This is a genomic window from Paenibacillus sp. JT31N17, assembly GCF_056269255.1.
Genome location: NZ_JBWDNP010000001.1, coordinates 844,393 through 860,106, shown reverse-complemented (window position 1 = coordinate 860,106; position 15,714 = coordinate 844,393). Strand labels below are relative to the sequence as shown.

Below are 15,714 nucleotides of genomic sequence, written 5' to 3'. Positions count from 1 at the left end.
AATTGATATGCGTAAAGATGATGCCGTCCGCAAGCAACGTCATCCTTTTACCGAGCCTAACATGACGCCTTTGGCAAAATGCTTCTGCAAAAACGGATACACGCACAAAATAGGAACTGTGGCTACGACAATGACAGCCGTCTTGACGGTATCCGGAAGCGTATACATGACATTGGTCGTCGCGACCGAATCCCCAATCCCTCCCTGAGAGAGAAGGACGATCTGCCTGAGCAGCACCTGTATCGGCCATTTGGACGAATCGTTGACATACAAAATCGCCTGAAAAAAGGAATTCCAATGCGCTACGGCATAGAAGAGAGAAAAGGTGGTCAGCGCCGGCATCGACAGCGGAATGACAATCCGGAATAAAATGCCGTAATCATGGCAGCCATCTATTTTGGCCGATTCCTCCAGGCTTTCGGGCAGCTGCTGAAAGAAGTTCTTGAGCACGATCAGATTAAAGGCGCTGATGGCTGTAGGAATGATCAGTGACCAGTATGAATTCAGCAGCCCCAGCCATTTGACGATCAGGAAGGTCGGAACTATCCCGCCCCCGAACAGCATGGTGAAGGTCACAAGAAACAGGATGGTGCTGCGCAAGGGAAGGTCCTTGCGGGCAAGCGGGTAAGCCATAAGCGATGTCAATAGAATATTGACAAACGTGCCGACCACGGTAATCAGAATGGTGTTGATCAGGCTGGTGAACACCGTATCGGTGGAAAATATATACCGGAAGGCGTCCAGCGAGAAATCAACCGGGAATAAGACGAATTTGCGGTCAATGATGGCGTTCTCGTCCGAGAACGAAACCGCCAATACATGAATAAACGGGATGATCGTAATCAGGGAGATGAGAATCAACAGCGTCTGGTTCGCGGCATTAAACAGCCGGCTGCTCCAGTTCTTGTTTTCGATCAACTGCGGCGACCTCCTTTCGACAGGCAGCGGGAAGATTAATAAATGCCTTCTTCACCAAACTTCTTGGCGGCATAATTGGCGCCAATGACGAGAATCAAAGCAATCAAAGATTTGAACAAGCCGACAGCCGTGCTGTAGCTGAACTGCCCTTGAACGATGCCGTACGTATACACATAAGTATCGAAGACTTCTGCCACCTCCCGATTCATCGCATTCATCATCAGGAAGATTTGCTCGAAGCCGGAGTCCATGAAATTCCCAAGCCTCAGAATAAGCAGAATCACAATGGTGCTGCGTATGCAGGGCAGGGTGATATGCCATAGCTGGCGCATCCTGCCCGCCCCGTCGATCCTTGACGCCTCGTAGAGCTGAGGGTCAACTCCGGCAAGAGCGGCCAGAAAGATAATCGTTCCCCATCCTGTTTCGCGCCAGATCACCTCCAATATAATTAGAGAACGAAACCAGTCGGAGCTGGCGAGAAAATTGATTTTGTTCCAGCCCATGGAGGCAATCAGCTCATTCACAATTCCCGCCTCGGGTGTCAATAAAATGTATACGATTCCAGAAATAACGACCCATGACATGAAATGGGGAATGTAAATCAGACTTTGCACCCAGCGCTTGAGAATCTGATTCCTCAGCTCATTCAGCATCAAAGCAATCAGAATCGGCAGCGGAAAGAAGAAAAACAGATTATACAGGGCAAGCAGAATCGTATTGCGGAACAGCAGCATGAAATCGGGATCATTGAAGAAGTTGACAAAATGCTTGAATCCGACCCACTTGCTGCCCGTTACGCCGAGGAATGCGATATAGTCCTGGAAGGCGATGACCATCCCCCACATCGGCAAATACTTGAAGATCAGAAAATAGATCAACCCCGGCAGAATCATGGTGTAAAGCCAAAAATACTTCTTAAAGGCAGCGAGCTTTCTTCCGGTAGTACGCTGCGGTCCCCCGCCGTAAACAGCTGCAGCTTGCGAGGATAAATTGGCGGCTTCGTTCTTCAATACGGGTCCCCCTTTCTAATGAACAGCTGGGCTTTGCTTGAAGGAAGAATTTGGTCCATCATAGTCAATATGCCAAATTATCGTCAATAATCATCTGGTAACCTGTTTGGCAGGACCGGCTAAAAAAGCCGCTGGCGGCTTTAATGGGGCAAAAATATGTTTTTTCCTTCACATTGATCGAGTTGATGTGAAAATAAACGTACGACAAATATCCCTGTATCCGAAAGATACAGGGACCATTTATTTTATTAAATTGTCATCTTGATCTCATGTCCCGTCGGCCCAGCAAGGAACGTAGTTATGCCAAGCCCAGCGGAAGCCTATGTTCCCAGATACTTTATTTTTCATCCAGCTTTTTTATGAATGGTTTCCCGGTACAGCCCCATCGGCACCCAACGTGACGGTATCCTTCTGCTTCGCCGAAGCATAGGCTGCAAGCGCAACCTCAATGGCGCGCATCCCGTCAACGCCGGTCACGGAAGCCTGCTTGCGCCCTTCTCCGATTCCGGTTATGAAATCCTCGACAAGGCCTGTATCCATGTCGTCACCCCAGAATGCATGCTTAAAGCCGTTATTATCCGAGAATACGTTGATTTTCTGGTTCATTGCATCGAGGGAAAGCGTGCCTACCGTACCAACGATCTCCAGTGTGACATCCCCCCAGGTGGGGTAGCTGCGATTGCGGTTCCAGCTGCAATCAAGCGTCGCAAATATGCCGTTATTGAAGGTCATAGTAATGATTCCGGTATCGTCAATCGGCGTATCGTATACGAGATTGTCAATTTCAGCATAGACCTCTGTGATCTCTGCACCGGTAAACCAGCGCATGATATCAACGACATGAACGGTATGATCGATAACGGCGCCGCCGCCGGACAAGGCAGGGTCGATGAACCAGCCGCCGGGATTCTGTCCCCGGTTGGTGCCCTTCATGGCAATAATGTCACCCAAGCTGCCGGAGTCGACAATCTCCTTGGCCCGCCGGACTGACGTGCTGAATCGGACCGGGAAGGCCGTCTGGAGCATGACGCCATTCTCCTCACAGACCGCAATCATCTCGCGGGCATCCTCCAGTGTGGTGGCAATCGGCTTCTCGCACATGACGTGAATACCGGCTGCAGCCGCCGACACCACATGCTCCTTGTGACGGATATTCTCCGAAGTTACGATAACGCCGTCCAGCCCCTGCTTCAGAAGCTGCTTGTAATCGGAATAATAGACAGTCCCGAACTCGGCCGCGTATTTCTCGCCGCGCTCCCTATTGTCATCTGCAATCCCCGCCAGATTGACACCCTCTATGCCTTTAAGGGCGTGTGCGTAGCTGTAGGCATGCATATGGGCGAAGCTGATAATCCCTATCTTCATCGTGAACCCTCCCCGTTCCGGATGTTGATTGCCGACTCAGCACCAAGCTTAACCGGTTTGCCTGATTTCATGGATTCGATAGCTGCAAGCGCGATTTCCATCGCCTTGAAGGCATCCTCGGCCGACACACGCGGCTCGTCGTTGTTCGCAATACAAGCCAGGAAATGCTTCAATTCTTTATAATAAGGACTTTCTTTGACAGGGCTTTCCGGCACGGCAACGCCACCGATGCCTTCCTTAGCCACGCGGCTTAAAGCGATAATTGGCTTATCCCTTGAGCTGTCATAGTCGATGACGCCTGTTTTGCCCGCCAGTTCGAACTTCATCGCGAAGCCGTCATGGGCCCAGGACCCCTCAACATGGGCGATTGTGCCGTTCTTAAACCGCAGCGTTACGAGCGAATAATCCAGCTTATCCGGCGCTGTGGGATAAAGGCCCTTCGCGTATACCCGCTCAACCTCGCCAAAATACCATCGCAGAATATCAAAATCATGAATGATCAAATCAAGCGTCAATCCTCCGCTGAAAGAGAAATCGTTATACCAGTTGTTCCAACCCGCAGGGAAGCCGCCGCCCCTGCTCGTCCGGGCTACGGCCACAGGACCGACGGTGCCTGCATCGAGCAATTCCTTGGCCCTTTCATATTCATGGAAAAAGCGCAGCACATGGCCGACGAACAGTCTGACGCCCTTGCCCTTGCAGTAGTCGATCATCTCTCGCGCAGACTCGAGCGTACCCGACAGCGGCTTCTCACAGATGACATGCTTGCCTGCATCCGCCGCTTTCATCACATATTCTTTATGGAGAAAAGTAGGCAGGCAAACGTCAATAACATCAACCTTGTCCAAGTGATTGAGCGCCTCTTCCAGTGAAGGGAATACCCTGGTACCGACACGTGCTGCAAGCTCCTCGCCTCTCTGCGGCCTTATTTCCACGATACCGGCAAGCGTTACGCTCTGCATCTGCGAGTAACAAATCGCATGGTTGCCGCCCATGGAGCCCGCCCCGATTAATAATATATGCATCATTGCCCTTGTCTCCTTTATGGTCAGATGAGACTGCTTTTCCAGCAGTAGATAGGATTTTATCCTTTAATACCGCTCATGGCAATCCCTTCAATGAAATAACGCTGGAAGAATATAAATATCAGGATAATGGGGATGGTTGCCATTACGGCCGCGGCCATCAGCAGCGGATAATCCGTTGAATGCTGTCCTTGAAACGTTGAGATTCCTATCGAGAGCACCCGCATTTCATCCTGACTGGTCATAATCAGCGGCCACTGCAGATCATTCCAGGAGTTCAGAATCGTGAAGATCGCCAGTGATACGAGTGCCGACGTTGACAGCGGCAGATAGACTCTGCTGTAAATACCGAAATAGCTGCAGCCGTCAATCTTCGCAGCTTCTTCCAGCTCGCGGGGAAGACCCATGAAGAACTGGCGCAGCAGGAAGGTACCGAAGGCGCTGAAGATGCCTGGAATAATCAGCACGTAGAAGCTGTCCAGCCAGTTCAAATTGCGCATGATAACAAAGCTTGGAATCATGATAACCTGGGAAGGAATCATGAGAACCGACAGCATGATAACGAAAATGACGGATTTGCCGGGGAATCTCATGCAGGCGAACGCATAGGCGGCCAGAGAGCACAATACGAGCTGGCCAGCGGTTCTTCCAGTCGTCATCAGAAAGGTATTGAGATAATAGCGGCCAAAGTTCACCTTATCCATGACGTTCGCGTAATTTTCGATATGCAATTTGAAAGGGAACCATACCGGAGGAACCTGCATGGATTCCGCAAACGATTTGACTGAAGTGGAGATCATCCATAGAAAAGGGAGTATCATGAACACCGCACCGATGATTAGCACAATATGAACGGCCAAATGTCCGGAACGCCGGGGTTTGGCTTGGGATTGAACAGCCGTTTGGGCCAGAGCCATTTCGATCCCCTCCTTTATTGGTAATGAACCCATTTCTTCTGAAGATACATCTGGACAATGGTGAAAATCAGAATGACAAAAAACAGGATGAATGCTTCAGCAGATGCGTAACCCATGTTGAAAAACTTGAAGCCGTTCTCCCATATGCTATAGACGATCGTCCGCGTGGAATCGAGCATGGAATCGTTCTTTCCAACAAGAATAAAGATCAGATCGAATACCTGAAACGAGTTGATAAACGAAATGACCGTGACGAAGAAGAGACTCGGTCCGAGCAGCGGGATGGTAATACGGAAGAATTGATACACCTTGCTGGCTCCATCAAGAGAGGCCGCTTCGTAGTAAGAGGCGGAGATGCCCTGCAGGCCCGCAAGCAGAATAACGGCGCTGTATCCGATTCCGCTCCATACACTGATCATGATAATCGAGAATAATGCGATCTTATCATCGAACAGCCAGTTCGGCTGCGGAAGATGCAGGCTGCCGAGCACATAGTTAATCAGTCCGTACTCCGAGTTGTACAGCCATTTCCAGACCATGCCGACGGCAATCGGCATGGTGATGACAGGGATGAAATAAATCGTACGATAGGCGATCATGCCGCGGATCTGCGAATTCAGCAATGCGGCGAGAACAACCGCAAAGGCACAGGTAAGCGGTACAGTCCCGATCGTATACAGCAGCGTATTCAGCATTGCTCGCAGGAACACCTCATCATGCGCAAGCGCCGTGAAGTTATCGATTCCGATAAACACCGGCGTCGACAATCCGTCCCACTGCGTGAAGGACAGATAGAGCGATACCAGAGAGGGCGCAATATAGAAGATGCCAAGTCCCAGCACAACCGGTGCAATGAATAAATACGCCCACATGGCTTCATGTAACGCCAGTCCGGAGAATCCGCGCTTCCGGCGCATGCTTTCCCGCACGTGGCCCTTTGCCTGCGCGTCCAATTCCATCATGCAATCGCCACCTTTCCGTTTGTGGTGAAACAGGTGAAAAGAGAGGTCCTTTCACCTGTCCGACAGCAGTATCATTGTTTCTTTTCTTCGGAGAGAATCTTGTCCATACCCTGACCGATGGCCTTCAACGCGTCTGCCATGGATTTCTTGCCGAGGAAAGCATCCTGGATTTCCTTGGTTTCAATTGCCTGCCACTCGGCTGTTTTCTCCGATACGGGATAAGGCACACCGAAGGTCAGGGAGTCGACGAATACCTTAAGGTCCAGGGAAGGAATCGACTTCAACCAGCCTTCTTCCGTTCCCTTGAGAGCGGGGATACTGAAGCCGGAATCGGCAAGATTCGTATTTCCTTCTTTACCGGTCAGGACTTTAATGAGATCCCATGCATCCGATTCATTCTTGGTGTTATTGTTGATGGTCCAGCTTAGACCGTGCACGATGGAAGCCTTTTGTTTGCCGGCGGGCAGTGCAGCAACCGCCAGCTTGTCGCCAAGCAGCTCGTAAAGCTCGGGACCATTAACGGACAGCCCCGGGTACATAGCCGCCTTGCCGGATCCGAAGAGCTGGATGGCCTCCGTCTCCAATTGCTGCTGTTGGTTCGGCGAGTAACCGTTCTTCATGAAGCTGTCCATCCATTCAAAGGCGGATAGGGCTTCGGGCGTATCAAAGCCGGATTTGGTTTTGTCGGGATTCAGCACATAACCTCCTGCCTGGGAGATAAAGTTGTAGTAACCGTTCTGGCTGGAGGCAGGTGCGATAAAGCCGTAAATGCCGTTCGCTTTATCCGTCAGCTTCGGGGCGTTCTCCGTAATAGTGTCCCATGTCCAGGTTTCATCTGGATATTTGACTCCTGCTTTGTCGAAGATTTCTTTGTTGTAATAGAGGCCTACGGAATCCAGGAAGTAAGGAACGCCATAAAGATCGCCGCTGTACGTGTATAGATCTACCAGTGCAGGCGTGTAAACGGAAGTATCGAAACTATCTTTTTCGATCAAAGGCTTCAAGTCTTTAATAAGGCCGGCGGAGGCATAGGCATAGATGTTCGGACCATTCATCCAGAAGACATCGGGGCCGCCCTTGCCAGCCAGACTGGTTTTCAGCTTTGTCCAATAATCGGCAAATGGCGTATATGTCACTTTGACGTCGACATTAGGATGGTCTTTCTTATAGAGGGCGATAGTCTTGTCGATGAAGCCTTTGGCATTCTCATCCCACAGTGCAACGTTAAGCGTCTTTTTGCCATCGGTTCCACTGGAACTGCCGCTGGAGCCGTTACCGCTGCAGGCAGCAAGAATAGAACCCGCCATCACAAGCATGACCAATAAAGAAATTGCTTTCTTACTCATTTGAATACCTCCTATAAAATAGAATTAAGGCAGTTGAAAGCTAATGAGAAAAAAAGTTGCTGCACCCGATGTATGCCGGATTTTCACCTCCTTAAAAAGGATGAAATCATATCTTTATCCTCCCATTGGATTAAGTGGGTGGTTGTAAACAAATAACGAGCAAATACTTCACTTCGATTGCGGAAGAATGTAATTGATCCTAAAATAATTTCATTATTCGGAAAACTAAGAAAATGGCAGCTTGCCGTCACATTTATGCCAGCCGGGATTCTATCGTCGCATCATGAAGAGCTTAGCTGAATTATATGCCTTTCAGGAAATTCATGTCAATATATTTTACATAAATACCCTTATAAGCTTTTTTTTAAGATATAGTTCACATATAATTGACATTGAAAACTTCTGTTTCTATCCTGAAGTTCTGCCAGGTTTCGTAGGTAAATGTCATGTATATGGTCTGGACGGGAGTCAAGCCATTGAATATTTTCCCTTTAACATGCTAATAGATAGGATACAAACGATAGAAAAAGTAAAAAAGATACGGGAACTCTATGGAGTAAGATAAGCAGACAAATTATGAAACAGCATAAGTTAATCCATTCATTGGATTATGTATTTAAAAAAAATAAAGCGCTTGCAAGATATTTTATCGGCAATTCCCTCTATTGTCAATATTTTGATTTCCATCCAGTTTCAATTTGTTATTGCCGATATTCTTCCCTATCGGCTACTATTGGCTGTAACACGAATGCAGCATTTTCACTATACACTCATATTCCGGAGGTACTGCCATTGAAGAAAATCCGAACGGGCGATTTAAAACTAATTCAGGAATTGAATCGCTTTATTATCCTGAATATGATTCGGGAGCATGGCCCGATCTCGAGAAGCGAGATTGCCAAACGTAATAAGATCAGCCCGACTACCGTTGCTTCGGCAGTTCAGGAGCTGATCAAGGAAGGCTTCGTGAACGAGATCGGCGTCGGCGTGTCCAACGGAGGGAGAAAACCAATTCTTCTCACCTTCTCGCCTGACAATCATTTTATGATATGCGTATCGATTGCGAACTCGCAAATTGAGGTTGCCAAGATGAATCTGGCCTTCAAAATTATCGAAAAACAAACGATGCCAAGCCGGGAGCTTCAAGGTGATAAGGTGATCTCGGCAATGCATGAAATGATTGACCGTGTAATCGCAAACATCCCCGATATGCAAAAATGCATTGGTCTTTCCGTCGTTACACCGGGCATTGTCGACAAGGGTACTGGAGTTATTCATTATAATGCTAAATTGAGTCTGATGAACGTTCATCTTAAAGCCTCTCTGGAGGAACGTTACAGACTCAAGGTGTGGGTGGAGAATGACACGAATGCCACTGTGCTCGCGGAGAAAAAAACAGGAAAATATGGCGGAGCCCGTGACCTGTTGTATATAACCATCGGTGATGGAGTCGGTGCGGGTATTATTCTTAACGATACATTGCTTAGCGGAGCGCGCGGTGGCGCCGGGGAATTTGGTCATACCAGCGTGGACCGGAGCGGAATCCGATGCGAATGCGGCAATGTCGGCTGCCTTGAGAATTACGTGAGCTGGCCAGCGGTATACTGGAGGATCGTGACGTCGATATCAAGGGGGAGGGCAACGTCAATGATGGAGATGGCAGGCGGCGACCGCAATGCCATTACACCTGTCATCTTCAATCAGGCGCTTGATGCCGGGGATGCTCTGGCATCCGATATCGCTGACGAAATCACGGGTTATTTGGGTGCAGGTATCGTTAATCTCGTAAACCTGCTCAACCCCGAGGTAATCATTACCGGCGGCGAGCTGATCGATAATTCCGGTGTCCTGTTCGAAAAGCTCAAGGCCTATGTATCCAAGCACGCGCTTTATGCACTTTCGGACAAGCTTCAAATCTGCACTTCTTCCCTCGGCCAGGAAGCCAAGCTGATTGCTGCTGCCTCCGTTCTTCTGCAGGATGTGTTTCATTTTTCACTCGCAGAGTAAACAAGGAAGATTGCCAAAGGTTGGTTCAGCAGTCTTCCTTGTTTGCAGACAATGATATTCTACCCCCAGGCTGCCACGGCAGCCTGTTTCCCGATTAAGAATCGTGAATCCTGATTGTTTATAACGCCTGGCCGCTATACGCAAAAAGATGGTCGGGAGCTCCCGCAGTCGATACGGATCCAGAGGGCTCTCACAGCAATCTTCCGTCCCGGCCGCCTCCTGTTCCTGAATAAGGAATTCCCGCTTCCCAATCGCGGGCGCCAGCCGGAACTTCAAAGTCATCGACGGGGAACGTGACCCGGCATCCGGTCCGGGCGGACAGATATGCCCCTTCGACGATTTCCAGCGCGGCCAGCGAGCTGTCCGCCAAGGTGAAATCGGACTTGCCAGCAGCGATCAAATCCGCCATATTCTCCAGATGAAGCTGATGTCCCGTTACCGGAAACTCATGGGGCTCAATCAGCTCCCCGGCAGGATGCTCATGGTTGAGGAGCCAATAGCCGTTTTCCCAGCCCCAGAATTCGATCAGTCCATGCGTACCGACAAGCCGGAACAATGTCTCTTTGCCTTCACGGGCCACGAGCACATCATCGCCTGTGTTCATCACAACACGGATGCCGCTGCGCGTCTGCGCATAAGTAATTGCAGCTGTCTCCACCTGCATGCCGTCCCGGTAAGTGCGTGTGGAGGTGTCGCATTGGCCCATCACCCAGTCCATCGGCTCGTTGCCAGTCAGCTTGACGAAGAAATTGAGCCAATGAATTCCGGCGTTGATTATATCCCATTTGGCATTCTGGATTTCCACCAGCTTAAGGGCTCCGATCTCCCCTTTCTGCACCCGCTCGATAATCGCAACTGGCGTCGCCTTCGCCAGCAGCCCATGCGGCACCGCGACAGGAAGTCTCCGGGACTTGATTGCCTCGAGAATCCGGCGGCCCGAAGCCGCCGTGTGGCCGAGCGGCTTTTCAACCAGAATCCCTCTTAACGGCAGCATGGCCAGCGCATCCATCGCAACCTCTTCATGGGAGGGCGGGAATGTGCTGACACAGACGATATCCGTTTTGCATGCTTCGAACATCTCCTTGTGATTCGTGAACGTAAGAATTCCCGGATACTTCTCCTTCAACCGCTCGCAGACATCCGGCCTCAGATCGGCCGCCGCCTTGAGCTCGAATCTGTCCGACGATTCCAGCGCCTTCATACTCAGCTGTCCGCCCTGCCCCCCTCCGACAACAGACGCAGTTAATTTATTCATGTTTGTCCTGCTCCCTTCCCAATTACCAGATTGGTATCATCCATTTCTAATAAATCAGAACCTCCGCTATTGCTCCTTCTGTTTACGGTAATCACCCGGCGACACCGATGTCACTTTTTTGAAAGCCCGCGTAAAGGAAATGACGCTCTGATAGCCGGCTTTTCCCGCGATGGACTGGATCGGTTCGGGCGTAGTCCGAAGCAGCTGCTTGGCATATTCAATCCGCAGGCGGATCAAGAAATCCATGAAGCCTTCACCGAACTTTTCTTTGAACAATTGGCTGAGGTATTTCGGATTCAAGCCGAACTCTTCTTTGAGACGCTCAAGGGAAAGATCCGGATTGGTGAAATTCATTTCTATATATACCCGCATCTCCAGCAGAAGATGATGATGATTGTTCGCGCTGTGGGCGCTGCCAATCTTCTCTCCGATCTCATATAAAATACTGAAGAACGGAAGCTGGATATCCTGCAGCGTCTCTGCCGTATCGAGTACATCCGTAAGGAGCGACATTCCCTTGTCTCTCCATGGCTTCTGATATTCCGGAGATAGCTCGCTGATTGTTCTGTCCAGCTGGAAAATCAGATAGTTCAGCAGGCTGATCACATCATCCGCCGACAAGTGATCAGAATGGAAATCATCAAAAAGCTGCTTGAAGGTCTGGCCCCATCCGGCCGCGCCAATTCGAAAGTCCTGGGCCAGCGAGCGGATCGGCTGCAAATAGGAGAACAGCTCGGCACCCTGCCTGACATTCGTTTCCGCAAGCAGAATGACCGTGCCCAGCCCTCTGAAAAATTTGGTTTTGAGCGCCTGGAGCGCTTCCTGGTACGATTCCGCGATTTGATCATGATGACTCACCATAGCGCCCATGCCTACCGTAACGGTTAAGGGCAGATGATGGGTCACCCACTCGAGGAATTCCCCGCAGGCCTGCCGGGTTCTCTCCGTGCCCGCATGCTCGGACTGGAGCACGATGCAGATCAGCCTTTTGCCGGATACCCATTCACTCCAGCAGGACAAGGAATAATTATAGAAGATCTCGGTGGCGCTGTTATGAATGGCGTATTTAAACAGAAATTGATCCCGTTTGGTAAAGCTGTGGTTGAATACGGCATAGTTGTCGATCTCAATGGCGAGCACCTGGGCTCCCTGGAGCGCCTCCGGCAGATTGTACTTGGCCATCTCGTCAGCCCATTCGTCTTCACGGATGTGGCGGATCCCTTCAATCACTTCATATAGAAAATGTTTCTTGCGGAGTGTAATCTCTTCTTCCTGCTGCTTCTCCATTATTGTGGAACGTTTCTTTAAATCTTCAATGGCGGATTCGATCAGCATAAACTCATTGGTTCCTGTTTTGATCGGCTTGCCGGTGCCAAGAGATTGGATTTGGGATACGACATTCTCCAGCGGCCGGTAATTGCGCCGGGTTACATAGACAATCGCAACGAGCCCGAGAATGACCGTAATCGCACCCAGGATAATCCAGAATTTCGATGCCTCGAAAGCAAATTTGCTAAAAGCGCCGTTCACCAATCCGCTGCGGAATGTCCAATTCAGATAGTCGGACCTGGTTTCCGACAACATCTGGTGATCATTCAGATTGCCGCCGTTCCCAAGGATGTCCGTATCGTCGGCGCCGGTGACGGACACGAAGCTGACCTCTGGGTTATAGGTTTGCTCCACCAGTGAGCGCAGCGTATCCACCTTCACATTGGCGACGACGAGACAACGCTCTCCAAGAGGAGTAAAATAGCTTCTTGCCAGTGTAACCATATTTTTCGGCGTGGACTGGGCAAACTCCTGGTAGCTGTGGGGAGATGTCCATTTCATGGAGCCTGTGGACTGCTCCATCTCACGAATGTACGCGTTTTCCGGGAAATCATCCTGACGGAACATATATCGCTCCGTCAGAACGATTTCATCCTGGGAGCGGACCAGATAAATCGAATCAACAAGGGGATTCTGCCTTTTGAACGTCTCGATTTCCTTCAGCATGTCCTTATTCAGCACCACATTCTGCTTGCTCTTCGACTGAAAGAACAGATTCAATACCTTATTGTTGAGCGTAAAGTCAACAAGCGCATAATCGATTCCATTGAGCGAATTCTCGACTTTATTCATCGCCAGCAGATTCAACACATGGTTCGCCTTTACTGCATCCCTCTTCGATTGCGCGCCCAGTTCCTGAAAAAAGATAAAAAACAGGAAGGATGAGATGAAGAGAAGGATCGGCAAATACGATAAGAGCATGCGGTAATACCAGGGTCGTTTCATCGGCGCACCTCATAAGGGAATGAATGCGGATAACGAGTCTGTCGCGCGGCAGACCCGTTATCTCTATTTTTTGCTGTTATGATTTATACTGCTCATCATATGCTTTTTGATTGGCCTCGATATATTTCTCCAGTCCGAGACCATCGAAGCCTTTCACGTAGTCGTCCCAGCTTTTATCCAGATCCTTATTGCCCGTAATAAATTGAAGCGCATTCGTGCTGATATAGCTCATGATATCGGTCTTCATCTGTGCAATATTCTGCGCTTCCTCAGGATTGTACCAAATCGCTTGCGGGAAGGTCTCCTTCGGCTTGAACGGCACGAGCTTGTCGGTCTGAAGGGCGAGATATTTCTCGAAACCGTCCGGCTTGGTGATATCCTGCCCCTGAACGTTGGCATTGAAGAGATCGGCAGGCGTATACTTCAAGTTGTTATCCCAGGTTACGCTGCGTTTATCCTTGCGCGTGTAAGCCTCGATTCCTTGATAAATGGCGGGGTTGCCGTCAATTCCCTTCTCATCCGGCTTGGCGTCGAACCAGCCGATATCCTTGGGACCGTACATGGAATCAAGCGCGCCTTCCTGCGAGTAGAAGTAATCCACGATTTTGATGGCGGCAATCTGCTGCTCTTCACTGGCAATATTCGTGACCGCAAACTGCGCGTCACCGACACTTCCGCCAAAATAACCGGTGAGCTGAACGCCGCCCGGCCCCTTGATCGGAGGAACGACTTCATACTGCGTCCATCTGGCGTCATCCGTTATGGTAGGAACGCAGCACCCGCCGGTGAACGCGCCTAAAATTATCGTGTCGGGATTGTCTGCCACCTTCTGCAGGCCTTCCAAATTCTGCGTATACGCCTGCGGGTCGATCAAGCCTTCCTGGTAAAGCTTCCTGACATAGGCCAAGCCTTCTTTCCACTCCGGCTTGTTGGCGGAGATATCCACGACTCCATCATTGAGGGTCAGGAAGTTCTCATCCGTCGCATAGATGAATGCATTCATCAGGTAATAGGTAGGCTCGCCATGCCACCACTTCGTGGCACCCGTAAGCGGGATTTCGTCTTGGAGCCCATTGCCGTTCGGGTCCTGCTCTTGAAACGCTTTCAATACCTTGTACAGCTCATCGGTTGTCGTCGGCATTTGCAGATTCAGTTTCTGAAGCCACTCTTTATTGATATACATTTTCTGCGAGTAATCGCAGTGGTAGCATTCCTCGAGTCCCGGCAAAGCATAGATATTTCCGTCCGGAGCGGTCACGCCCTTAAGCAGATAAGGCGATTTCTCGAATGCGGCCTGGATGTTAGGTCCATACTGCTCAATCAGCTTGTTTAACGGAAGCAGGATACCGCTTTGGCCATACTTGATTTGATCGTTCTGGTTAAATTGGCCTCCGAAGAAAATCGGCGGGTAGTTGCCGCTGGCCAGCAGCACATTTTGTTTCTCTAGCACCGCATCGGCCGGCGCAAGGGTCCAATTGATATCCACATTGAATTTTTCCGCAATCAGCTTCGTCAAGTCATTATCATCATAATCCTGAATGGCGGAGGACTGCAATGTAAACGCGGGAAGCGAAATCCTGCCCTCTGCAGAAGCCGGAGCGTTGCCTCCTGTGTCCTCGCCGGTGCCGGCTCCTGAATTTGAGCATGCGCTTAAGACCAGAATGGCAGCCAGTAACAATCCGAATATTTTGGTCATGAACTGTAACCCTCCCTCTCAAATTAACCCTTCAAAGAGCCGATCATCATGCCTTTGACGAAATATTTCTGGATAAACGGATAGAAGATCAGGACGGGCAGGCTTGCCACTACAATCAGCGCATATTTAAGCAGTGCCGCGATCTCCTGCAGAGCCATCATGCGTTCGGGATCAGCAATTATCTTCCCGGGCTGCGTGTTCAGAATCAGAATATTCCGCAGAATCAGCTGGAGCGGAAACAAATGATCCGAATTCAGATAGATCATCGCATCGAAATAGGCGTTCCAGTTATTTACCCCGTAAATCAGGACGAGCACGGCAAGAATGGGCTTCGCAAGAGGCAGCACAATGCGCCGGAATATGCCGATTTCACTGCATCCATCCAGTTCAGCGGCTTCATATAGTTCATCCGGAACGCTCGTCTGGAAGAAGGTCCGGGCGACGATAACCTGGAACACCGCAAGCGCTCCCGGAAGAATAAGCGCCCATCTCGTATCGAGTATGCCAAGTGACTTGACAACCAGGTACGTCGGGATCAGGCCGCCGCCGAAAAACATGGTGAACACCAGCAAGCCCGTGATCAGTCCCCTTCCATAAAGCTGCTTGCGTGCCAGCGGATAAGCGACCATGACGGTCAGGGAAACCTGAAACAGCAAACCGGCTATGGTGTAAAAAATAGAATTCAGATAACCCGTCAGCAGCTGTGAGCTTGCAAAGATCGCTTTGTACGCGGCAAGTGTGGGCTCAACCGGGAAAATGGAGACCCTTCCGGCAACAACCGCATTGGAATCGCTGAACGATGAGCTGAGAACATTGAGCAGCGGATAAGCAATAATAATCAGAATCAGAATCAACACGGCATAGATAAGTCCCAGAAAGATCCGGTCAGACGGGCTTTCCTTGATTTTAATGCCAGACATCGATGCGCCTCCCTTCACC

12 protein-coding genes are annotated in these 15,714 nt (G+C 50.0%); 1 reads left to right on the top strand and 11 read right to left on the bottom strand.

The genetic code is table 11. The features are described 5' to 3' along the window. Positions 1–39 precede the first annotated feature (39 nt). From AC0YOB_RS03695 to AC0YOB_RS03665, 7 genes are all read right to left on the bottom strand, one after another. Positions 40–918: a carbohydrate ABC transporter permease gene (locus AC0YOB_RS03695; protein ID WP_210045420.1), complete on the bottom strand. Its 879-nt coding sequence runs from the start codon at positions 916–918 to the stop codon at positions 40–42. Between the two features lie 35 nt (positions 919–953). Further along, positions 954–1,811, bottom strand: coding sequence for an ABC transporter permease (locus AC0YOB_RS03690; protein ID WP_210045458.1), 858 nt, complete (start codon positions 1,809–1,811; stop codon positions 954–956). A gap of 474 nt (positions 1,812–2,285) precedes the next feature. Next, a complete protein-coding gene (locus tag AC0YOB_RS03685; protein ID WP_475791603.1) occupies positions 2,286–3,293 on the bottom strand; it encodes a Gfo/Idh/MocA family protein in 1,008 nt (335 codons plus the stop codon). Beyond that, the gene (locus AC0YOB_RS03680; protein WP_475791602.1) at positions 3,290–4,321 is read right to left on the bottom strand and encodes a Gfo/Idh/MocA family protein; all 1,032 of its coding nucleotides are present in this window, start codon (positions 4,319–4,321) and stop codon (positions 3,290–3,292) included. The genes AC0YOB_RS03685 and AC0YOB_RS03680 overlap by 4 nt, the downstream gene beginning before the upstream one ends. 56 nt (positions 4,322–4,377) lie before the next feature. After that, entirely contained in the window at positions 4,378–5,235 is an 858-nt protein-coding gene (locus AC0YOB_RS03675; protein WP_475791601.1) for a carbohydrate ABC transporter permease, read from the bottom strand. Positions 5,236–5,249: 14 nt separating this feature from the next. Then, positions 5,250–6,194 (bottom strand): carbohydrate ABC transporter permease, encoded by a 945-nt coding sequence (locus tag AC0YOB_RS03670; RefSeq protein WP_475792296.1) that lies wholly within the window; start codon positions 6,192–6,194, stop codon positions 5,250–5,252. Positions 6,195–6,268: 74 nt separating this feature from the next. Next, positions 6,269–7,543 (bottom strand): ABC transporter substrate-binding protein, encoded by a 1,275-nt coding sequence (locus AC0YOB_RS03665; RefSeq protein ID WP_475791600.1) that lies wholly within the window; start codon positions 7,541–7,543, stop codon positions 6,269–6,271. A gap of 792 nt (positions 7,544–8,335) precedes the next feature. On the opposite strand from AC0YOB_RS03665, the gene AC0YOB_RS03660 reads away from it, so the two are divergent. Continuing rightward, on the top strand, positions 8,336–9,550 hold the full coding sequence (locus tag AC0YOB_RS03660; RefSeq protein ID WP_475791599.1) for an ROK family transcriptional regulator: 1,215 nt from the start codon (positions 8,336–8,338) through the stop codon (positions 9,548–9,550). A 190-nt stretch (positions 9,551–9,740) separates the two neighbouring features. Here AC0YOB_RS03660 and AC0YOB_RS03655 read toward each other — a convergent pair whose 3' ends face one another. The 4 genes from AC0YOB_RS03655 to AC0YOB_RS03640 all read right to left on the bottom strand — a co-directional run bounded on the left by AC0YOB_RS03655 (position 9,741) and on the right by AC0YOB_RS03640 (position 15,695). Beyond that, on the bottom strand, positions 9,741–10,805 hold the full coding sequence (locus AC0YOB_RS03655; RefSeq protein ID WP_475791598.1) for a Gfo/Idh/MocA family protein: 1,065 nt from the start codon (positions 10,803–10,805) through the stop codon (positions 9,741–9,743). A gap of 66 nt (positions 10,806–10,871) precedes the next feature. Beyond that, a complete protein-coding gene (locus AC0YOB_RS03650) occupies positions 10,872–13,079 on the bottom strand; it encodes a helix-turn-helix domain-containing protein (protein ID WP_475791597.1) in 2,208 nt (735 codons plus the stop codon). Between the two features lie 76 nt (positions 13,080–13,155). Then, entirely contained in the window at positions 13,156–14,775 is a 1,620-nt protein-coding gene (locus tag AC0YOB_RS03645; RefSeq protein ID WP_475791596.1) for a type 2 periplasmic-binding domain-containing protein, read from the bottom strand. A 23-nt stretch (positions 14,776–14,798) separates the two neighbouring features. Then, a complete protein-coding gene (locus AC0YOB_RS03640) occupies positions 14,799–15,695 on the bottom strand; it encodes a carbohydrate ABC transporter permease (protein WP_475791595.1) in 897 nt (298 codons plus the stop codon). Between the last annotated feature and the right edge of the window lie 19 nt (positions 15,696–15,714).